The following is a 21023-nucleotide window of genomic DNA, read 5'->3' as shown; positions in this document are numbered from 1 at the left end:
ATTGGTCATTGGTCATTAGACATCTGGTGAATAATTAATTATGCGTTCACTCAAACCCTTGTAGAGACGCGAAATTTCGCGTCTCTACATTCTTTTCTGGAGATGTCTATTTGGTCATTGGTCATTGGTCATTAGTCATTAGTCATCTGGAATATTGCCAATTGATTTTAGGTAGGCGTTTATTGAGGTGCTAGGTCATTAATGATTAGCTCTTGAGTGCATCTACCTGTTGCTCTGTTAACAGATTACGGCTATATGCTCGTCTTAGCCAGTGTTGAGTTTCATATAGAGATCCTCTTGCTATTCTGATAAATCGTCGATTGTCTTGATAACTCCCTCGTCCTACTCCTTCTGCTATGTTGGCACCAATACTATCGGCTGAACGAATAATCTGTTTACCTACTGTATCTTGTGGCAATGACTCCCATCCATTAACAATTTTCCAGATGTCATCAGCTAATCGTTCTGCCAATTGATAAACTCGTAATTCTTGAAACCTCCTACTTGACATTATCCTTCTTAACTAATGACTAATGACTAATGACTAAATATATGGTGAAACATCTTCACCGCATTTATCTGCCAGACAGGAGAGGGCGCGGAAACGTAAGCCCACCAGTTGCTCATACAACGGGTTAATTTTACACATCGGTGGGATGTGGACAATCTTGCGTCCAAATAGGGTGACATCCCGTTCAAAGGGACACTGGGAGGGAATCATTTTACACAAAAAGCGGGCGACTCTTGGGTCTTGGATATCTAGCCTATCGAGCCAGTCACGCAGGGGGTGTAGTGCCTTAATTTGACGCTTTGTAAGTCCAGGGCTGGGGATTGTTAAGTTAATTTGCTCTGGGTGTTCCAAGGTGTAGCGAAGGGCTTCCAGGAAATTCTCTGGCTCTTCCAAGGCTTGGCAGAACTGGTGCAGAAGCTGATCTTCGCTGCGAGAATAAGTACCATCTGCGATCGCTACCATCACTGCTGTCCTTAAGAAATTTTCCGCTGCTGGAGTACTTTTACCCAACACTGCGGCTAATTCCTCTGGCGTAATTACCTCTAGTAAGTCCCATTTAATCCCAAAAGCTAATTCATCTTTGGTGATGCTGGCAATTAATTCCTGTTCTTGAGCATCAAAATTACCATCTGCCCAAGCAATGGTGAGCAGTCCACGCAACCAAGCGGCAATCTGTTGGCTGCTGTAGGGGGATTGAACGGTACTTGTCATAAACTCACGTCTCAAGCTTTCGTCAGTCACTACTAAGCTAGCCTACCCAGTGACTATGAAGATGGTAGGGACAGCACAGAAAAATTAAGAAAGCGCGTAGGCGTAGCCAGCCGTAGGCATCGCTGCATACAGCCATAAACCAGAGAAGTTTATCAAATCGCAACAGTCGGTCTTAGGGTAAAATCCATCTGAGAGTAATCTTGATAATATTTTCTACTTAAACTGAATTTGATTGGGGTATCTCAAATATTCATAAGATTCAAGATTGGAATTCGCGCTACAAAGTGATGGAAGTTTGTAAGCATGCGAACCTACCAGCTAAATATGCCGACGTTTTTCTCTAATGAATCGTTTACTGATGTTACTTCCTCCTCTGTGGAATTCGTATGGCTTGGCATTAGTTAGATTAGGTTAACTATAAGCAATTAGGTATACATAATGTTTTCATTTGGCATTGAGCATGAAGTCGCTTTCTTGAACAATGAAGGAAAGTTTGCTGATTTTTCCCACACCAAGTTTGCGGATTTCAATCAAATTATTGAAAAGCTACCTACATACCCCAGTGACTATCCTCAACTGCGCGTCGGGGATGCGGGTATTAAGATGAAGAGATGGTATATTGAGGGTTTTGAAAGATTTGCAGATTCCGACAAGGTAATAGACTGTCATGCTAAAGGTATCGAAATTAGAACAACTATACATTCTGATATTCAAGGCGCTATTACTGAATTATCAGAAAGTTTTCACTTGCTACGTGAGGTTGCTGCTAACTTTGGTTTATCACCAGTTTTGGTCAGTTTTAATCCTTACAATCCGGTTTTTGAGCCTCAACCCCCATTAAACGATTATGAAATCAGACAGCTAGAGGCTGATCCTGACGAACAAACTGCTAACATTCACATGGTGACATACGGCCCAGACTTAAATATTTCAGTGGCAGATTTGTCTACTGAAGGTGTGATTGATATTGGCAGAAAGTTAACTTATTACAGTCCTTATATCGTCCCTTTTAGTTATAGTTCCCCTTTTTATCACGGAGGTTTATGGGATGGGCTATCGGTACGAACGTTTATCAGAACCGGAAAAAGACCAGCAGCTCTGGTTTTTGTTCAGAAACAGGAACAACTGATTAATAGCATACCTTCTTTGACAAAAATCGCCCGCATTCCGGCTGAAGTAGGACGCATTGAATTTAAGGCTTGTGATAGTTGTGATGATTTTTCCATCTATGCGGCTTTGCTGACATTGTTGAAAGGTTTGGTGTTAGATGAAACCTTGCTGGGTAGAGCAACTGTACCCAATGCAGAATTACACCAACTTTCTGCAAAAGAAGGGTTTGACAACGAGGATATTTTTGGGAAGGCGACAAAAGTCTTGCAAGCAGCCGAAATTGCCTTGAAAGATGACCCAGATGTTGATTATTTAACGCCGTTAAAAGTGCTGCTGGCGAAGCGAAAAACAAAATCCCATGAACTAATAGAAATGTTCCATCGTCTAAGTTCAATAGAAGAGGTAATAAGGCAGACTTATCAAGTTTAGAGAAAATTGTGAATGGGGACTCTTAAGAGGCAGCGAAGAGGGGGAATAGGGGGCAGAGGAGCAAAAGAGTGGAGTTCTAAGGTTTGATTCGATAAAGTCGAGCTAACTGAAGATATATATAGCAATCCGAATTTAATCGTCAGAAAATACGTAGATTAAACATCAAATATCAAAGTAAAATTTTATTCAGCCCTGGCGATTAAAAATCGCGGCTACACAGCCTAAACCTGCCTTTGCAGGTTGTTTTTATGAAGTCCACGGAGGTGGACGAGAGTTTGTCTAGTAGCGAATTCTATTCGCCCAATTGTTTCAAAATTTCTCACGAATGATTTAGGATTGCTATAGTAGAGCCATTAACCTGCCAAAACTAGATTAAGTCGATATACCTAGAGACTGATTTTATTGTTAATACAGATCCCGGAAATTTCATTCTAGAGATTGATGCAGGCTTTAGCGTTTTCAAAGTAAAAGTAGAAACAGGGAACTTTGAGAAAAGAAATGTCAAATACGAAATGTAATATTTTTGCTAATGAATTAAGGTGGGACTTGCTTATTATCCCTTACTAATTCAATGCAGAAATATCAAGACAATTTCTTCTCCGGTTCGTTTTAAAAAAACAAACTTCAAGATTAAAGCGTAGCTTGCTAGTTTTATTATTGCTCAAATGTGCCAAATAAAGGTATAAGCTCCGCTCTTTAAGTAAAAGTTTTGTGTTGTTAAAGCTGTTATCGAGGATTTCAAATGAAAATTATTGCTTCTGTTTTATCTATGTTACGTCCAGCACGTTTTCTAGTTGTAGCTTTTACTTGTGCCTTACTATTGTTATCTAGTGCTTTTCCTGCTTTTGCAATCGAAAGCAACCAAAGTGACCCGACCGAAGCTACTACACAACTGCTTGGTATTCAAAACGAAACTGACAAAGCCGCTAAAGAGCCACCAGCTGGACTGAAAGAAGTTCAAAAGAAGTCAAACGAAGGACTCAATGAGGTTCAGGGAGCTGCTGATATTGACAAGCAGAAGCGTCCTGATAATTCACAGGGTGCAACCTCAGCAGAAGACAAAGTAAAGAGTTTTTTGGAGAAAGTTACAGGTAAGTAACAAAAATAATTGGTTGGTAATTTTTCGGTAGTAATGGGTGATTGCGTAAAAGCAGTGACCCATCACTAAATAGTAATGTTAAGCTAGCAACTTCAATTAAGTATAAAAATATGTTCAGCCTGAGCATTTTTGGGAAAATTGCGTTTAAATAGTTTTGATTACAGATGTCTTGATTTATAATTATATTTAATATTTTTATTGTTCTAATTAAAAAAATAAATAAAGTTCGCTAATTACGAGATTACTGCCTTAATACTACCTATTAAGGCATAGGTAAGATTATGGATGTAATAATTAATTTCAACCTACAATATTTCTTTTGGTTGATGTGGATTATGTGGAAAATTTGATAAATTAATGAATAAGTTTGCTTAGGGATGGAAAACAATGCGTTCGATAAACATTGGTTTGACAGAAGAACAGCGTCAAGGTGTAATTAATCTGTTGAATCAAGATTTGGCAGATGCCTATCTACTGTTGGTGAAGACCAAAAAGTACCACTGGGATGTCGTTGGCCCTCAGTTCCGCTCTTTGCACCAGCTTTGGGAAGAACACTACCAAAAGCTGACTCTAAATATTGATGCTTTGGCAGAGCGAGTTCGTGCTTTGGGCGGTTTCCCAGTTGGCACATTGGAAGGATTTCTCAAGATTGCTTCCCTGAAGGAACATGCTGGTAGTGTTCCCACATCAACAGGGATGGTAGCTAATCTAGTGGACGATCACGAGCAGGTTATTCGGAATTTAAGGGATCATGTGGATCAGTGTGGTGAAAAGTTCCACGATCAGGGAACTGCTGACTTTTTAACTGGACTGCTGGAACAGCATGAGGAAATAGCTTGGATGCTGCGTTCATTTATTGAAGGGGAAGCACTAGACGCAGATGGTAGACAGCCAGCAGCGGGAGCTAAGACACCTGTAGGTGTGTAGCTTAAGAGTATAAAGACAGAACCTCTGATTTGAGGGACAGTCTGTGTAGTGAGTTGAGGGGGGATTTATTCCTCCCTCAATTCGTGTGAAATAACTAATCTGCCTGCCTCTACCTCTTGACCATATTCATTGCAAAACAACATAAGACCAGGAGTATTTAAGTGCCAGAAGTGTATAAAGCAGAACGTACTATTTCTGCTGTATTTAAAGAACAGAAGCAAATTGATGATGTGATTCGACGTTTACTAGACAGGGGTGTGCCTAGAGATCATATTTCGGTCATGGGCAGAAACTTCCAGTCGGAAACTAGAATCGCTGGCTTTATTACTAAAAAAGATGTGATTCTGGGAGGTTTGAGAACAGGGGCAGTTTTTGGTTCCTTGTTTGGTTCCTTCCTCAGCTTGCTCACGGGTGTAGGCGTATTGTTTATTCCTTTTGTCGGCTCAATCGTGGCAGCAGGGCCTATTGGTGCGGTGCTGTTGGGGGCTGCCAGTGGAGCGATCGCAGGTAGTGCAGGTGCCGGTCTAGTATCGGTTCTAACTACTTTGGGGATGCCAGAAGATAAAGCGACTATCTACCAAACCCGCTTACAAGCTGGCGAGTTCTTATTGATGGCAGAAGTTCCGAGCGATCGCGCTGGCGAATTTCAATTGCTGCTTGAAAGTGCTAGTGGCGAAGAAATTCACACAATTGAAAAAATCTTTGCTCGCCCTTGTCCTGGACAATGCAACAGCCCAGAGGACTTGTCTCCTGAGGTTCGCGCTCATCTTTCTGATGAAGCTCAGAGTACATTCATTGAGCGCTATAACACTGTACTCAATGAGAAAAGTGACGAATTTACGGCTGAACAAGCTGCTTGGGAGACTGTTCACCAGCAATATGATGAAGATGAAAATGGTGTCTGGTCAAAAGCCAAAGTCAAAGCTTAAACTACTGCGTGTCAGCAATTATATATCTTTGCGTGTTGTTGGTAATTAGTAATCCCACGCTTTAGGGGTGCACATGTGTACACCCCTATCAATAAGCTATGTTCTCTGCGACATATATACATATATTATCTTAGTCCGCGTTGGTGTGCGGTTCCAAATCCTCATTATGGCAATTTATAGCTACCAACACGCAGATTTAACTGACCTTGGCGTGGGTTCTTGCTGAATACAAATGCGCCTCCTTCACTTTCTCCACTAGATAAAAAGTCGATCTGTTGCTCTCCTGTTTCTGTAACTTTGCCGTTAATCAGTAACTCAGCCATAATCTGAACTGATTCAGCTGTATCTCCTCCAGTATTCACAACTTCAAAGGGAACATAAAATTGGCCATCAATTTCTCGAATTGTTTGTTTTTTGGTGACAGAAAGGATTGGAGGTTGATTCTTTTCGTTCAGCCAAGTGTAGCCTACCAAACTCACAATGATTGCTAGGATAAGTGAGGCGATGCTGAATGTCACCCACTCAGCCATTGATAGCTTTGGTTTTTGTTCTGTTTTAGTCATATTGCTAACCTTCCGGCTGCACCGCCAATAGTTGCAGGTAACCCCAGCATCAATGTGTGATCTAACCACATTGTCCAAGGGTCGCTAAAAGTTAACTTTTGAAAGAACCACAGCATAAAAGCGCCTGCTAGCAGTGACACTAGGTAGGACATAATGGTTTCGCTCGATGGTCGTTGGAAAATTCCCTTTTGCTGTTTACGCTTTTGCTGGTCAGAAAAGCCTGCCTGAAATACAATGCCATAAGAAATCAGTAAAGATGTGGCGATTATTGCCAACTGCCAAGGTGGCGAGGCTGCGGCTGCAAGCATAGGAATTTCATCTGTTGGAGCGATGTTAAAGGCAATTATGGTTGCACCAATCAGGGTTCCACCCACATCGGCGAAGGTGGCGTGTAACTCATCCCCTTTGTTCTTGCTTGTGCTGTTTTCCTGATCGGTTGCTTGTCCTTCTGCATTGCCATTTCTGGTATCTCCCAAAAGCTGGTTTGCTAATGCTACACCGAGAGTGAAGGGTACACTTTCAAAGATGATTTTCCCTAAAGATTCCTTTAGGGAAGTTTCTAGCGTCAATTCTCGCAATAATAGCAGTACAAAGGCAGAGCAAGCTAGTCCGATCGCGATCGCTTGTACGGTATCCATTGCGGGTTGATAAGCTAGCCAGCTATATCTGCGTTTACGAAAGCCTTCTGTCTGATTGAGCAAGAAAACCACAATAAACATCAATGCGATCGCCATCATCATCAGTTGTGGTTTTGCCAGTGATCCAACCCACCAAACCTCCATTGTGTACAGTAAAGGGATGCCAAATAAAAAACCTCCACAAGCACCCCGAATGATGTCATTAATCTCACTCCTCCATACATTTTTTTGACGTTTTGTTGCCACTCCTTTACTTTCCTTTTATTGAAAATTTGCTTTGACTTATACTAATCTCTGAAGATGCATATTTATTAGCCTGCGAAGCAGTACCCCTTTGGGAAGCAAGTTACACCCAGCATCCCGCTCAATTGGCTAGGCAGGCTTTCTTTATGTAACCCCAAGCTTCCAGCCTGAGGGTGTTAATGTGCAGCCTCACATAGAATTGATATTAAAGTTCATTTATTTGGTAAAAAGTCATTTTTTAAAATATATAATATATCTTATCCATGCATATGTTCAGATTTTTTGACGTTGCGTACTTCTGTAGCACTCCGCATCTATCTTAGGTTAATATAATTCATCAGATTATTCTATCGGTTGATGGAAGTAAATAAGAATACACTATTGTTAGTTTATGTAATAGGTTAATAAACTACAAGCTGGAAATAAAAACCATGAGTACCGAAAAAAGAGTAGAAGCTACTGCAAAAAATATTGAAGGAAAAATCCAAGAGGTTGTGGGTGAAATAACCGGTAATCCACAAGATAAAGCTGAAGGAAAAGAAAAGCAAGCTGAAGCCCAAGCTACTCACACTGTAGAAAACATTAAAGACGAACTTAAGAAAACTTTAGATTAATTTAGTTTTTGCAGTGTAAATAGAAATAGTAGATTAGCGATGGATTTATTACTCCACTATTTTTTATAAAGTGGAGTTTTTGTATTGTTGGCGTAATATTTGAAAAGGGTAAATTACTAAATAATTAGTTTTAAGCATGATTGATTTATCTAAAAATTATTTTAGCAATAATACTAATGATTGTCTGACTTTTCACGGCATCTGAAAAACCTCTTTCTAAATCTCTCTCCTAAAAGGAGAGAGACTTTGAATTTTCCCCCTTCCCGTGTCGGGGGGGAGGGTTAGGTTTTCGTGGACTTTTACAATGTGAAAAGTCAATAATGATTGTAAGTCTTGCCTAAACGGGTACATACGCGCTAGCGGCTTCCTTTGAAATACGTTGTCAAGACCGCAGTGGCTCCCCTTATAAAGAAAGGGGAGGGGACTAAATAGTGTTTGACTGAGTTATTGCATCAAAATCTGACGGCTTAAAATACTCCCAATTGTAGGGGTTATAGCAGTGGTCAGACAGCTTAGGACATTGGCAAATCGTAAGAGAGCAGCTGTCAAAGCTATCCATAGCAGACTTGTCCTAACCAGTATGGCAGCCGCTATAAATGAAAGGCGATCGCAAATTCTTGGGCGAGGACGATCGCCTTTCTTAGTAAATATATAGTTTAATATTATACCTTTAAATAGTTTTTTAAGTGTTATTACATAGGGTGAGCATGAGGAAACGACAAGCCCCTTTGCGTCTACGCTTTGTATCAGTTCAATTCTGGCGATCGCCTCGCCCTACAGCCCTTCGGGCATCCTACGGCAGGCGTTGGCAAAGCCATCGCTTTTGTGTTTCATAAAAGCAACTTTGCTAAGTTCCTATATTGAATTTGGACATGGCCGTCTGGCTAGATGCCTCGACCATCGAAATCACTGAAAATAGGACAGAAGGGCAGGACGGACAGGAGTAGACAGAAAGCTTACACAGCAAGGGACAGACCAGACAGACTTCAAGACAGACTTCAAGACAGAGTTAAGACAGGAGACAGAATGCTCTCGGTAAATTACCGGGGGCTTTATTATTAGCACTCACTCTATCAAATCGAGCAATCTTAATGCTTTTGTCATGACTTTGTAATAGTGCTGTCAATGTCATCTGTAATACTTACTTTATAGCGATTTACTCAAGTAGCACCGAAAAATCTCGCTGGCTTCTTAATAAGAAATTTGTGAAAGCGCGAATTTCTGAGAGAAACTATTTGCTCTGGAGAAATGATTAAAAATATATATATTTTTAGTAAAACTTTAATTTTCCCTATGTTAACAGAAGAATCTGTAAAAATATTCCATAATTTCAGAGATAAATATGTAGAAGCCAGGGTTATACCTATCTCCTCAATACATCTTCAAGAAATTGAAACAATTTGGAAACCCCAACTTCAAAAGGAGAAATGGTGGGATAAAAATTTCAACATTAACAAATATTTAAATCTGCCTGAAACTTATGAAGTTTATGTACTAGAATGCGATTCTGTTGCTCAAGGCATAATAGTTTTACAAATTAATAAATGCCCTTGCCGATTAGAATTAGGTAAAAATTTAGTTTATTTAAATCTCTTAAATGTAGCTCCTTGGAATCGTGTATCTCTTCAAGGTACACGGAATTATAAAGGAGTAGGAACTGTTCTGCTTACATTTGCAATTTTACGCAGTATCAACTTGGGTTTTCAAGGAAGAATAGCTTTAAATTCTCTAAAATCATCTGAAAGTTTTTATCAAAAACTCCCTTTTGTTCATGTGGGTTCTGATTTATTTTTTTGTGGAAATAACGTCAATCCCCTCATTTTAAAATATTTAGAAATGCCTGAATCTGAAGTTGAATTGATTCTGTTAAATTCATATTTAACTTGGTATTTAAATTAGGATTTAAACCCTTGGTGTTTGCTATATTGCCCTAAGAGGAGTTATTAAATGGATTCATAACAGGACTTACGCAAAAAGGCAGTGAAAGCCTTGATTTACCGTAGGGGCAATTTATGTAGACGCATTCGCAAAGCGTCTTGTAGACAAGCGGCTTAAGGCAGGGTATTGCCCCTACATTTCGTACTTGATGCGTAAGTTATACATAACTCTTACCCCAAATTCCAGAGAAAATTAGACTACCTTAGCTCAATCTCTTGATTATATCATAAAAATAATGATTATCATTCTGACAAAGATGCTGTCTTTTGTTTTTTTTGGAATATTTTATTCTTTGGAAGTCCCTAATCACTCGGATTTCTCACCACATCTCTTAAAGCTTTATAAAACCTAGATTTATGCGTTTCGCACTGTGCTAAAATTATTAGCCGCGAAAAAGGCTTGAAATCGGTTATGAGTAAAGATTACGAGATAGGCGATCGCAAAGCTTGTGAGAAATGCGGGTATAGTATTCGACAGAAATTAGGTAAAAGAGTCTTACTAAAAATATCAGATTCCGTGACTTTTACCAATTACCCAATTACGCCGGAAAAATCGGGCTAAAGCTGATTCTTCTAAAGATAGATAAATTGGGCGTCCGTGGGGACAGGTGCGAGGGTTGCGAGTGCGTTGCCAATTATCTAAAAGTGTCTGCATTTCTTGGTGGTTCATAGGTGTACCATTACGAATAGCACTGCGACAGGCGACAGCTACTTGGGCTGTTTGTAAGTCGCCTCCCCAACTAAGTTCTAAAATTGCTTCTGCACAATCGTCTCGCTGTTGCAAAGGTGCAGGTATGTTTCGCACTGCCCAAAGTTGTTCGCCAAAGGGTTCTATTTCTAAACCGATGCGTTGCAGTTGCGATACTTGCGCTGGCGATAATTGATAAAGAATGATTGGTGGTTCGACGGAAACTAGTTGCCAATTATCGCACAATTGCTCATACAAAACTCGCTCATGGGCAATGTGCTGTTCTACTAACCACATACCACCTGAATGTTCCGCCACAATATAGGTGTTGCTAACTTGAGCGACAGCCTTCAAGGAGTTAGGATTTTTGTGATCTTCGTTGGGATTTTGAGGATTGAAATTGTAACCGCCTTTGGCTTCTGCGGCTTTGAGTAATTTACTAACTCGTGTTGTGTGAACAGCTTCTTTAAGATTAGTAGAAGAGATGCTGAGTGCTTGGTTAATTGCTTGGGTAATTTGCTCTTGCCAATAAATGATTTCGTTAAGGTAAATTTCTGTTTTTGCTGGATTGCGATTCCAGTTAATTTGATCCGGGGAAATGGCAAGATGTAAGAAACAAATTGGATAGCGATCGCGTGGTAATGTTCTGTGAAATGCTGATAATATTGTTTGCTCTAGTTCCGGTGTCTTAACCATCCGTCCGTTGATGGCTACACGTACCCAATCTGGACGATGACGATGACAGCGATCGGGTAATCCTACCACTAAATTTAGTGCTGAGTAAAGACTTAGGAGTAAAGAGTGAGGAGTTTGGAGTGCTGAGTTTGGCGGGTTGGGGAGTTCTAATTTCACTTCTTGCAAATCACCCTGTCGCACCTGCGGTAAAATCTGCGGTAGCAGTTGCCCAGTTGTAGCAGCCGGAGAGATAGTGAACCATTGACGGTCATTTTGCCAAATCTGCCAGGTGACGTGGGGATGACATAGGGCGATTTGTTGAATTGTGGCTTGCACGGCTTTGATTTGCTGTGCTGCTGTGGGCAATCCCTGACGACGAGATGAGCAATTGCCGAAAAGATGAGAAACTGTAACCACTGTACCAGGTGCGATCGCAGTTACTTCAACTTGTACAACTTCCCCGCCATTGCCATAGCTAATCCGCCATCCTAATTTTCCATCCACAGGACGACTCAAAATTTCCAAATTTGCCAGAGTCGTCAAACTGTGCAACGCCTCACCACGAAACCCCAAACTGTTAATTTTCCATAAATCGGCACTAGAGCGAATTTTACTAGTGCTGTGGGCTGTGGCTGCTTGTTGCAAATCATCTAGGTTCATTCCACAACCATTATCTGCCACACGAATTCGCCATTGCTGCGGCCATAGAGAAACCACAATTCGCGTTGCACCTGCGTCTAGGGAATTTTCTATCAATTCCCGCACCACAGAAGCTAAAGAGTCGATTACCTCACCAGCTGTAATGAGATATACGACTTCTGTTGGTAGAGCTTGAATAGTAGATGCCATAAATTATAGTTTATAGCTTCTGGTAACAAGGGAAGTGCGGGAAAATGAGGAAGTTGAGGCAATACGGTTCGGTTAATATGTTTGGCTATCGGAGATCCCCCCAACCCCCCTTTTTTAAGGCTTGTGTCTCCTATTTACCCCCAATTTATCGGGAGTCGCCGCAGGCGGGGGAATCTTAACCAAACCGTATTGGGAGTTGGGGGAGAGCTTCTTCCAGGATTACTGAATTGGTGTTCTAGGTGGTAGTTAATTAGTATCTCTCATTGCTAAAACTTTAGGTGCTTCGGGTTTGAGCAACCCATTCAGTAGGGATGCAGGGCGTTGACTGTAAGGCCAAGCAAAGGCATGACAGAAAGCTGCATCCTGACAAGCTTGTAGTTGTGCAAAATTAATAATGTCGTAAGTCAAGAGATTCTCATACTCAAATGGCAGACGCATATTGTGCAACCCAGCATTATCAGTACAAATAGCAATATCTACCCCAGCATCAAAACAACGATCAAAAACTAACTTGAGTTGACGTATATCCTGCAAAGTACCAGTTTTCAGGTAAGTTGTGGGGCAAACCTCCAAACATTGTCCGCGTCGAGCCACATCATTAAGTAACTCTGGATACAGTAGAGGGATTTGGATGCCGTGACCGATTCGCATCAAATAGGGTAACAGTTCTGGGTAACAACCGGCGGTGGTTTCATATAAATGTCCAGTGGTGTTAACGCCTAGCGATCGCGCATAATCATATAAGCTAATCCATTCTTCTAAGCGATCAGCATAATAGCTATCACCCCCCGCTACATCTACTGCACAGACATATTGCTTATTTTGGGCCGCCAAATCAACAATCGCCTTGTTCACCTCATAGGGTAGGCGCGTGTGCATACAGAGAATTTGGCTAGTAACAATCGGATATTCTGGCTGGTGGCTGGCAAGTCCTACTACTTGCACGATTTCTGCCATCTTGTCAATTCTCTGTGATTGATTCAGATGCTCAGGTGTCCGTAAATAAGGAGTGTAGCGCAGTTCTAAATAAGCCAAATTTTCAAAAATGTAAGCACCCCGCACCAAGCGATAGATAAAGTAAGGCAAAGTCTCCACAGTTTGCACACTTTCTACCAGGGTGTGTAATTCTAGATACTCATCTAAGGTATTGCGTGGGCGGGTATAAAAATCTTCAAATTCTGAATAGTCAGCAAAGCGGCAAATCAACTCCGAAGAATGTCGCTCGAAATATCGCCATAAAACTCGTGGTACGACCGAGCCGCCCAGATGCCTATGTAATTCAGCATATAAAGCCATAGTTGTATTTTTAGATATAAAATTTCAATAATTGTAACAAAAACATCAGAATAAAGAATCTCGACTCGAAAAAATTTAGAGCAAAGACGTTCCCTTAAATCCAAAGAAGTTGGAGCGGAGGTTTCCCACCATCTGGATTTTTCAACCGAGGCTCCGACCTAGACGCTGCGCGAAGGTCGGGATTTTATGGTTATTTTTCTGAAAATCCAGCATTTAATAGTGTTTTGAGCATAAATCAACTTGACATAAGCAAGATTAAATTGATAGCATTAATGGTTTTAGTTTTTGTGTTACACTCAAAGAAACATTGCGATTGTTGAGCAAGTAAAATATAGCAATATATTTTTGCTTTAACTAAGCAAATTTCTGGGCAAGGTTGGTATTAATTGAAAATTCAAGCATTGGAAGTAAAGGCTGGCGATCGCATCATTGCTTACTGCAACAACAAAATGCAAACCTGCAAGGTAAAACGCATTTTAGATCCCGGTGAAGCTAATATCACACTATCAGTATTCACCTCTGAGAATTATCGCGGTTGCTCAGTTTCATCTATAGTCCGCTTCCGGTCAAACGCCTTAGTTGATTTGGTAAGTTAAAAATCAAGTAAAGATTCAATCTCAAAAATCTTTCTCGCTATTGTTCAGCCTCAAACTGGATCTTATTTTATTAAAGGTGCGATGCCTGCGATGGGCTACGCACATCCAAATCCGTTAATTGTGGCTGGATAATTTTCCCCAAAAGCGCCCTCACACCACACCATTGCAGGCGACAAGAATTTTTAAACAAATTGATAGTATGCTCATGCACCATTAAGAAATCAAGAGATAGGCACAAAATAAGTATAATTGTGCTTAGTTTATAGTAGTATTTCAAGTTTAAATTAATAGGTAAGCAAGTTCGTAGTAAGGACTTTAGTCCTTATTTTCTAAGCGTTAAAGTGCTTACTACAAATCCTAAAAACTAGCTTGATAAAGTTCTAGAGAATATAAGGCTTGGTACTTCCTTAATTTCCTTGCAACCACTCATCCAAGCGAGACATTTCCACCGCACGGTTCAACAGCAATCCATTAACCTCGTTTGAGCCGGAGTGGAGGGCGAAAATATAATATTTGCCGTTTATATTACTGATAATTGCACCTCCAGAAGCACCGTGATTAGTATCACAGTTGTGGTACAACAAGTTATTCTGATGGCGTAAGATGCTGCATTGCAGGTGAACGCCAGCAGTCATACTTTCACCAGCAGTTAGAGTTTCATAACCTTTTTTCTTGGGGTTGGGAAAATCGCCAGAATAGCCTACCAAAGAGAACCTTTTTGTATCGCCAACTAAACGAGAAGATGGTAGGGATTTCCAGCCTAAATAACCATATTTTTTACCGATAGCCTTGTTGAGCTTCAAAATTGCCCAGTCGTTTGCATAATCGACTAAATCGCCATTTTTAAAGTCTGTGCCGTAATGAACATCAGTAGCATAAGCGACATCATTTTTACTTTTGACGACACCATTAACTAAGTTTGGCTCAAATGCGATCGCTTGACTAACTTTTCGCGTTTCCGGGTTAACTACACAGTGAGCATTTGTCAAAACAACGTCTTCAGCAATCAACGTTCCTGTGCAACTGTAACCGCCACCATCAGCACCTACCCCCTCGATTTTACCAATAGCCGACCAAGGGTAGTCTCTGCTAGTCATGGGAATACGGTCATCTGAACCAATAATTGCTCGTTCTCCAGGGAGTTCTTCTTTCTGATTTAGCACTGAAGGCTCCCCTTTTCCTTCTAGTTTAAATTCTCCGGGATTTTCAACCTTAGTAAACTTGTGTGGGGTTTGTGGTTCGGCTGAGACTGAAGCCCAAATCCCCAAAATTCCTAGACCAATTGTGGCTATGCAGGGAAGAATAAATTGTCTGGAAAATATGCTTTTCATGAAAAATCACTCCTGATAAATTTTGTCTTACAGTCTTTACTACAAAGCGCCTTGTGCGACTTTGTTTCAAACCTAACCCCCAGCCCCTTAAGAGCGAGGGAAAGGGAGCAAGAATCAAAGCCTCTTTGGGACTTACCTTGTTTATCTATCAGAGAAAGGACAATTCCTGATAACTCTGGGTCAGTGCTGTCTAGAAAGCCGTGGGTAGCAAAATGCAGCATCTTGTATTGACTTAGTTGCTTACTGGTAGCCCAGTTGTAGTTAGCGTCAAAACCAAAGGCTTGGAGGTTCTCTGAGGGTGAGACAAGTTTGAGAATTTCCCGCGCCTCTTCTTCTGTACCTTCGAGTCTTTGAATTTCGCTGCGGTTGATGTTTCTAGTAGACCGCTTCAGGGCAGACTCTTCTAGTTGCAGGTCAATGTTCTTATTAGCAACATTGGCGGATTTGCCAGTAAATCGCTCATCACTAGCGTTAAACACTGGATCTGCTAGGATGGCAAGGGTTTTGGGTGCTTTTGTCCGCCCTTTAATTTGTTTCCTGAGAATGGCAATGGTGGAGGCAGAAGGTAGACTGATAATTTCATGGTTGACTACCAATGGTTGATAATCTGACCCATCCGCCGATTTGTTTGATGTAGTTAATGCCGCAAAGGGAATATATTGTAAGGCTTCATCGCCAACAATTACTAGGCGTTTTTGCCCCAACTTATCAGCAACAGGCGCGAGGATAAGTTGACTGAGTTCATTAGCAGCTTTAGCCGTTTCTTCTGGGGAAACTCCCTGCATCCCCGGATTTCTTAAGTAATTGTTGTATAAATTCTTGGCTGCTTTGTCTATCTTTTCACGTTTTGGAAGTTCATAGCTATAGAGAGAGTTGGGTGTGACAGCCCAAAGATAGCTACGTTCTTCACCTACAGAATATTGCAATAGCAGTGTGTCTTTATCTAGTTGTTGCTGAATTTCTTTGAGAGTCAAAGGTTGGGGATATTTCAAATCGGCATATTCAGGGTTATTGGCGCGGATTTTGACCTCAAGTTCTCGCTGTTGTTTGAGTAAGTCTTCAAGTTGTTGTTTGGTGTTGGTTAAAAGTTGTTCTGAAGTTTCTTTTTTACTTGCTAGTTCTGATAATAATTTTTCCTTAGTATTAATTTGCGATCGCAAACTAGTTTCTTGTGCTAAAAGTTGTGGGTCAATGCCTTTTTTGATATCGATGTTTGCTTCGGTTAGTAGTTCTATTAGACCACGGGCGCGGGAGCGATCGCTAACTTCCAGTGCTAAAGCATCGTATCCTTTTGATGGGTCTTTTTTGTGCAGTCGCATCAGCAAGTCGATGTAAAACTTGTAGTAATTTTGGACTGAGGCAAAGTAAGAAGCGCGTAGTTCTTTGTTAGCTATTTTGGTGCGTAAATCTTCAATTATTTCAATAGCTGCTTGAATATGTGTTTGGGCTTGTTCTAGATTACCGCGATCGCGTTCTAGTTTAGCCATGTTAAAAAGGGTGATGGCTTCCCCTCCCTTATCTCCCACTACACGGCTTATGAGTAAAGCTTGGTTGAAGTATTGAATTGCTTGTTGCTTTTCTCCTAAATCGTTGTAGACAGCGCCAATATTGTTGAGGATGGTGGCTTCCCCTTCCCTATCCCCCACTGCATGGCTTATGGGCAAAGCTTGGTTGTAGTATTGAATTGCTTGTTGCTTTTCTCCTAAATCGTTGTAGACAGCGCCAATATTGTTGAGAGTGGTGGCTTCCCCTTCCCTGTCTCCCACTGCACGGCGTATGGGTAAAGCTTGGTTGTAGTATTTAATTGCTTGTTGCTTTTCTCCTAAATCGTTGTAGACTAAGCCAATATTGTTGAGGGTGATGGCTTCCCCTCTTCTGTATCCCACTGCACGGTATATGAGTAAAGCCTGGTTGCAGTATTGAATTGCTTGTTGCTTTTCTCCTAAATCGGAGTAGACTTTGCCAATATTGTTGAGGGTGGCGGCTTTCCCTCTCCTGTCCGCCACTGCATGGCTTATGGGTAAAGCTTGGTTGAAGTATTGAATTGCTTGTTGCTTTTCTCCTAAATCGGAGTAGACTTTGCCAATATTGTTGAGGGTGGCGGCTTCCCCTCCCCTGTCCCTGACTGCACGGTATAGGGGTAAAGCTTGGTTGCAGTATTTAAGTGCTTCTTGCTTTTCTCCTAATGAGTCGTAGACTAAGCCAATATTGTTGAGAGTGGTGGCTTCTCCTCGCCTGTCCGCCACTGCACGAAATATGGGTAAAGCTTGGTTGAAGTATTGAATTGCTTGTTGCTTTTCTCCGAAATCGTCATAGACAGCGCCAATATTGTTGAGGGTGTTGGCTTCCCCTCCACTGTCCCTGACTGCACGGTATAGGGGTAAAGCTTGGTTGTAGTATTTAAGTGCTTGTTGCTTTTCTCCTAAATCGTTGTAGACTAAGCCAATATTGTTGAGGGTGATGGCTTCCCCTTCCCTATTCCCCACTGCACGGATTATGGGTAAAGCTTGATTGTAGTATTGAATTGCTTGTTGCTTTTCTCCTAAATCGTTGTAGACTCTGCCAATGCCAACGAGGGTAAGTGCTTGCCCAGGTTTATCATTAACTTGTTGCCAAAGTTTTAACGCTTCTTGCAGTTTCTCCCTTGCCTGCCGTAGTGATTCTGCTGTCCCTTGTTGATAAAGTTCCAAACCTTCTTGATAAAACCGTTCTGCAGCAGCGCGAGTGGCATTTTGTTGAGTGGTTTCTGTCTGCTGTGCCATCTGCAACCCTCGGTTTCTCGGTGTCGCCCCCACAGCAGCAGCAAGGATTACCGCACTCAGCAATAAAGTTAAACTGTAGCGGGTCAATTTTGGTAGAAACCACCAGTAAACTCGTTGAGACTTTGCACTTCTCTTCATTCTTTAGCCTCACACCCTCAATCAGTGATTATTTACAGCCCTATCCCGTCGGCATCAATTCCGATTATTAGTAAATTATTTAATTGTCGCCAGTAATATTGCTGAAACTTTATGTTGATTTTATAGGTGCAGCTAGCGGACTCATCTGTGGTTTCTGTTTTGGTAACAGATTTTTTTAGGGGCTAGTACCGCAAGGCGGAAGTCAAAAGTCAAAAGTCAAAATAATTATATTCCGGGGTTTTGCGCCATTTTGAATGGTAGGTTTATTTACGCCGTGCTGTGCTAGGAAGATTAAATGTTCGCAATCTTCGCTCTACAAAATCTAGAATAAGATGAGGTTTACTAATTATTTGGCAATGGAAATTTTAAAATTTACGACTAAAATTGATGAATCAGGATATTTAAATCTTAATATTCCAACGGAGTTAGCAGCTGGAGACGTGAATATTGTAGTTGTTTTGAATCCAGTTTCTTCAGAGGGAAAGCAGCAACCTAATTATGATTTCTCCGATTTGGTGGGGCGATTAACTTGGCGGGGAGATGCGGTAGGAATGCAGAGGAATCTACGCGATGAATGGTAATCGCTACGTATTGGATACGAATGCGATTGTATCTCTGCTTCAAGGAAGTTCTCAACTTATTCAATTACTTCAAGATGCTGATTGGATTGGAGTTTCAGTTATTAGCCAAATTTAATTTCTGGCCTTTTCTGGGCTGAGTCAAGAGGATCGTCAACTTTTTGAGCAGTTTTTGCAACGAGTTGAGGTTATCAGTTTAGTGGCGAGTGATGCTGTTTTAATTGAAAAAATTATTGAGATTCGCCAGCAATATCGGTTGAAACTACCAGATGCAGTAATTGCAGCAATGACGATTCAAAATTCAGCAAGTTTAGTGACTACCGATCTAGAATTTGCGAAGGTAACAATTTTAACCGTAATTAATTGGTAAATTTAACATTAAGAATAACCTTATCTCAATGTTGATTTTATAGGTGCAGCTAGCGGACTCATCTGTAGTTTCTGTTTTGGTAACAGATTTTTTTAGGGGTTAGGGGCTGGGGAAGAGGGGAAAATGAGAAATTACGAAGAATTACGGATTGGTATTTTGCGCTCTATTATTCGCCAATCAAGATTAGCTCGTGCTTTATTTGAGATTAATTAAGCTGAAAAGCTACAATAAGTTTTCTATTTGAGGAAGTAAAGCTGCAAAAGGCTTACCGCGATGGCTAACCGACTTTTTTTGTAACAGATTTAGGCGCTAAAGTTTGATTTAGCCCGCGCTTTCGTCAGTTTTTGTCAAACCGTACACGCTGCAAAATTGACAAGGTATCATTTCATCATCATTCGTAATTACGAATTACGAATTACTAATTATGATAATGGCTTTTGTTAGTTCTTTTTCACATCACGAGCCATGTTGAGGAAGTAGTCGTCAAGTTTGGCATTAGGACGACGGCGGTTAGTGGCGGAAATTGTAGCAATGTTATCCTGATTCGTTTCAATTGGCTCTTTTGGAGAAGCTTGTTTTATACCTTGCACCTGATCAGATTCCAAGAAATAACCAGATTTAGTAAATCCGAAAAGCTTGGCAAAAAAACCAAATAAATTTCCGACAAAATTGGAAACACTTTGGAATAAAACACCAAACAAGCCTTGAAAACGAAGGAACAAGTTCCGAACAGTTTGAGTTAGACGAAGCATGACAGCACCTTCAATGATTGCCTATTATCATTGTGACTCAATTGCGATCGCGCGATTTGATGCTATGGCAAAAATCTACCAGTGGGTAGGTGTAGCTCAACTAGGACTTACGCAAGTATCACTCATTATTACTGCTGACTTTCGGGTTAGCCAAGAACTGTATGCAATTGTCTTGCAATCTGCTGACGAGGATTAAGGCTTTGATAGTCCCAAAAATGCATTATATTTAGCGGTAGAGGCAGTTAAGGAATCAGCACACGTTATGGATAATCCGACTGATTTAATGAATGTGGTAATTGCTCATCGCTCTGTCTTCTCAATTCCCACAGCCCTTAATTTTCCTGAACCAGCAAAACTGACTTCACGGGACGCTTGATAGAATTTCCCTCCAAATCAACCTTCCCGTAAAAGGTTTTGCCATTGTAATAAAGCGAAGATGAACTCCCTCCATCCAGGTTCATCGCTTGATCAGCACCAAGAGTTTTCATAAAATCAGCTAATACTGGCAAGGACACCCCAGAGTTCGCGGGAGCCGAGGGTTTTTGAGCTGCCATAACTAAAACAACGCTGCCATCACGGGTGATACCCACGGCAGTTCTGGCATTGGGTTGGTTGCTGCCAAGTGCATCTCGTTTGTTGGTATTATCCACAAAGCCCTCTTTTACTAACGTGAGTTCTGGTAATAGGCGTGGGCCTGCACCTATGGCATCGACTAACTGACAACCTGCTGGTGATGACTCACTGTGTAGGGCAATCGAATAGCGGATAGTTTGCCCACATAAGTAGCGGCGGAATTCTGTGCGATTGAAAATTTGACTAAGGTAAGGTTTTAAGTTGGGATTGTTCACCAACCGCTCGTTTTCCTTGGGGTTAGCTACTAACTTCCCTTGTAGGACAACATAGGATGTAGATTTTTGGTTAACTGGGTCAAAAAAGCCTGCGTTCAAGATAGCTACGGCTCGATGCTTCTGGGCAAATTCCTCTACAGTGGCTACCTTCTGTGATAGTGCAGAAGTTACTAAAAATCTGCTATTAGCTGGAATTAACAGGATATGAGCTATACTTTGAGGCAAAGTGCGCTCGAAGTAGCGGATAGTTTTTGCTGGTAAAGACACAACAGTCGGTATTGATGGTGTTGAGGAACGCAAATTAAACCACAACACCATTGCCAAACTAATTAATATCAAACCCAGTAGTTTAATTTTTCTCATTTTTAAACTCACTAGCAGTTAGCTAAAACAAAGTTAATTTAGTTGAAATACTTTAAGCTGAAAAAT

The 21023-nt window shown here is 41.0% G+C and carries 21 protein-coding genes and 1 pseudogene; 12 read left to right on the top strand and 10 right to left on the bottom strand.

The window, feature by feature from the left end; genetic code table 11:
- Positions 1-138: 138 nt before the first annotated feature.
- Both V7K85_RS27795 and V7K85_RS27790 read right to left on the bottom strand, forming a co-directional pair.
- Positions 139-511 (bottom strand): annotated as a pseudogene (locus V7K85_RS27795) (four helix bundle protein).
- Positions 512-544: 33 nt separating this feature from the next.
- Positions 545-1222, bottom strand: a complete 678-nt coding sequence (locus tag V7K85_RS27790; RefSeq protein ID WP_334818562.1) for a Mo-dependent nitrogenase C-terminal domain-containing protein — start codon at positions 1220-1222, stop codon at positions 545-547.
- Between the two features lie 438 nt (positions 1223-1660).
- Between V7K85_RS27790 and V7K85_RS27785 the strand changes: the two genes are divergently transcribed.
- The 4 genes from V7K85_RS27785 (at position 1661) to V7K85_RS27770 (ending at position 5716) form a co-directional block, all read left to right on the top strand.
- The gene (locus tag V7K85_RS27785) at positions 1661-2761 is read left to right on the top strand and encodes a glutamate--cysteine ligase (protein ID WP_334818560.1); all 1101 of its coding nucleotides are present in this window, start codon (positions 1661-1663) and stop codon (positions 2759-2761) included.
- A 742-nt stretch (positions 2762-3503) separates the two neighbouring features.
- The gene (locus V7K85_RS27780) at positions 3504-3860 is read left to right on the top strand and encodes a hypothetical protein (RefSeq protein ID WP_334818558.1); all 357 of its coding nucleotides are present in this window, start codon (positions 3504-3506) and stop codon (positions 3858-3860) included.
- Positions 3861-4247: 387 nt separating this feature from the next.
- Positions 4248-4787, top strand: a complete 540-nt coding sequence (locus V7K85_RS27775; protein ID WP_334818557.1) for a Dps family protein — start codon at positions 4248-4250, stop codon at positions 4785-4787.
- A gap of 161 nt (positions 4788-4948) precedes the next feature.
- Complete coding sequence (locus tag V7K85_RS27770) at positions 4949-5716, top strand: ChaB family protein (RefSeq protein ID WP_334818555.1); 768 nt, start codon at positions 4949-4951, stop codon at positions 5714-5716.
- A 164-nt stretch (positions 5717-5880) separates the two neighbouring features.
- On the opposite strand, the gene V7K85_RS27765 is transcribed toward V7K85_RS27770, so the two are convergent.
- Both V7K85_RS27765 and V7K85_RS27760 read right to left on the bottom strand, forming a co-directional pair.
- Positions 5881-6279 (bottom strand): TIGR02588 family protein, encoded by a 399-nt coding sequence (locus V7K85_RS27765; RefSeq protein WP_334818553.1) that lies wholly within the window; start codon positions 6277-6279, stop codon positions 5881-5883.
- Entirely contained in the window at positions 6276-7163 is an 888-nt protein-coding gene (locus V7K85_RS27760; protein ID WP_334818551.1) for a TIGR02587 family membrane protein, read from the bottom strand. The genes V7K85_RS27765 and V7K85_RS27760 overlap by 4 nt, the downstream gene beginning before the upstream one ends.
- Before the next feature lie 428 nt (positions 7164-7591).
- Here V7K85_RS27760 and V7K85_RS27755 point away from each other — a divergent pair, with 428 nt between their 5' ends.
- From V7K85_RS27755 to V7K85_RS27740, 4 genes are all read left to right on the top strand, one after another.
- Positions 7592-7774 (top strand): CsbD family protein, encoded by a 183-nt coding sequence (locus V7K85_RS27755; protein ID WP_334818549.1) that lies wholly within the window; start codon positions 7592-7594, stop codon positions 7772-7774.
- Positions 7775-8273: 499 nt separating this feature from the next.
- The gene (locus V7K85_RS27750) at positions 8274-8429 is read left to right on the top strand and encodes a hypothetical protein (protein ID WP_334818547.1); all 156 of its coding nucleotides are present in this window, start codon (positions 8274-8276) and stop codon (positions 8427-8429) included.
- 52 nt (positions 8430-8481) lie between these two features.
- Positions 8482-8610 carry a hypothetical protein gene (locus V7K85_RS27745; protein WP_334818545.1) on the top strand — a complete coding sequence of 43 codons (129 nt, stop codon included), beginning with the start codon at positions 8482-8484 and terminating at the stop codon, positions 8608-8610.
- A gap of 412 nt (positions 8611-9022) precedes the next feature.
- On the top strand, positions 9023-9673 hold the full coding sequence (locus V7K85_RS27740) for a hypothetical protein (RefSeq protein ID WP_334818543.1): 651 nt from the start codon (positions 9023-9025) through the stop codon (positions 9671-9673).
- Positions 9674-10219: 546 nt separating this feature from the next.
- Here V7K85_RS27740 and mutL read toward each other — a convergent pair.
- The gene (gene mutL, locus V7K85_RS27735; RefSeq protein ID WP_334818541.1) at positions 10220-11923 is read right to left on the bottom strand and encodes a DNA mismatch repair endonuclease MutL; all 1704 of its coding nucleotides are present in this window, start codon (positions 11921-11923) and stop codon (positions 10220-10222) included.
- A gap of 246 nt (positions 11924-12169) precedes the next feature.
- Positions 12170-13219 carry an adenosine deaminase gene (locus V7K85_RS27730; RefSeq protein ID WP_334818539.1) on the bottom strand — a complete coding sequence of 350 codons (1050 nt, stop codon included), beginning with the start codon at positions 13217-13219 and terminating at the stop codon, positions 12170-12172.
- Between the two features lie 386 nt (positions 13220-13605).
- Between V7K85_RS27730 and V7K85_RS27725 the strand changes: the two genes are divergently transcribed.
- Positions 13606-13815, top strand: a complete 210-nt coding sequence (locus V7K85_RS27725) for a hypothetical protein (RefSeq protein ID WP_334818537.1) — start codon at positions 13606-13608, stop codon at positions 13813-13815.
- Between the two features lie 407 nt (positions 13816-14222).
- Here the strand turns inward: V7K85_RS27725 and V7K85_RS27720 are convergent, their stop codons facing one another.
- Positions 14223-15146, bottom strand: a complete 924-nt coding sequence (locus tag V7K85_RS27720; RefSeq protein WP_334818535.1) for a trypsin-like serine peptidase — start codon at positions 15144-15146, stop codon at positions 14223-14225.
- Positions 15143-18046: a tetratricopeptide repeat protein gene (locus V7K85_RS27715; protein ID WP_334818534.1), complete on the bottom strand. Its 2904-nt coding sequence runs from the start codon at positions 18044-18046 to the stop codon at positions 15143-15145. Before V7K85_RS27715 ends, V7K85_RS27720 begins: the two co-directional genes overlap by 4 nt.
- Before the next feature lie 332 nt (positions 18047-18378).
- Between V7K85_RS27715 and V7K85_RS27710 the strand changes: the two genes are divergently transcribed.
- Positions 18379-18627: a hypothetical protein gene (locus V7K85_RS27710; RefSeq protein ID WP_334818532.1), complete on the top strand. Its 249-nt coding sequence runs from the start codon at positions 18379-18381 to the stop codon at positions 18625-18627.
- A gap of 118 nt (positions 18628-18745) precedes the next feature.
- Positions 18746-18994 carry a PIN domain-containing protein gene (locus V7K85_RS27705; RefSeq protein WP_334818729.1) on the top strand — a complete coding sequence of 83 codons (249 nt, stop codon included), beginning with the start codon at positions 18746-18748 and terminating at the stop codon, positions 18992-18994.
- Positions 18995-19434: 440 nt separating this feature from the next.
- Here V7K85_RS27705 and V7K85_RS27700 read toward each other — a convergent pair whose 3' ends face one another.
- Positions 19435-19746: a threonine dehydratase gene (locus tag V7K85_RS27700; protein ID WP_334818530.1), complete on the bottom strand. Its 312-nt coding sequence runs from the start codon at positions 19744-19746 to the stop codon at positions 19435-19437.
- Between V7K85_RS27700 and V7K85_RS27695 the strand changes: the two genes are divergently transcribed.
- Entirely contained in the window at positions 19745-19942 is a 198-nt protein-coding gene (locus V7K85_RS27695) for a hypothetical protein (RefSeq protein ID WP_334818528.1), read from the top strand. The two genes, V7K85_RS27700 and V7K85_RS27695, sit on opposite strands and share 2 nt — an antisense overlap.
- Positions 19943-20078: 136 nt before the next feature.
- Here the strand turns inward: V7K85_RS27695 and V7K85_RS27690 are convergent, their stop codons facing one another.
- The gene (locus tag V7K85_RS27690; protein ID WP_334818526.1) at positions 20079-20957 is read right to left on the bottom strand and encodes a phosphodiester glycosidase family protein; all 879 of its coding nucleotides are present in this window, start codon (positions 20955-20957) and stop codon (positions 20079-20081) included.
- Positions 20958-21023 lie beyond the last annotated feature (66 nt).

It is taken from the genome of Nostoc sp. (assembly GCF_036917615.1).
Taxonomy (GTDB): domain Bacteria; phylum Cyanobacteriota; class Cyanobacteriia; order Cyanobacteriales; family Nostocaceae; genus Nostoc.
Note: the sequence above shows the minus strand (reverse complement) of the source record. Positions and strands in the feature narration are given on the sequence as shown.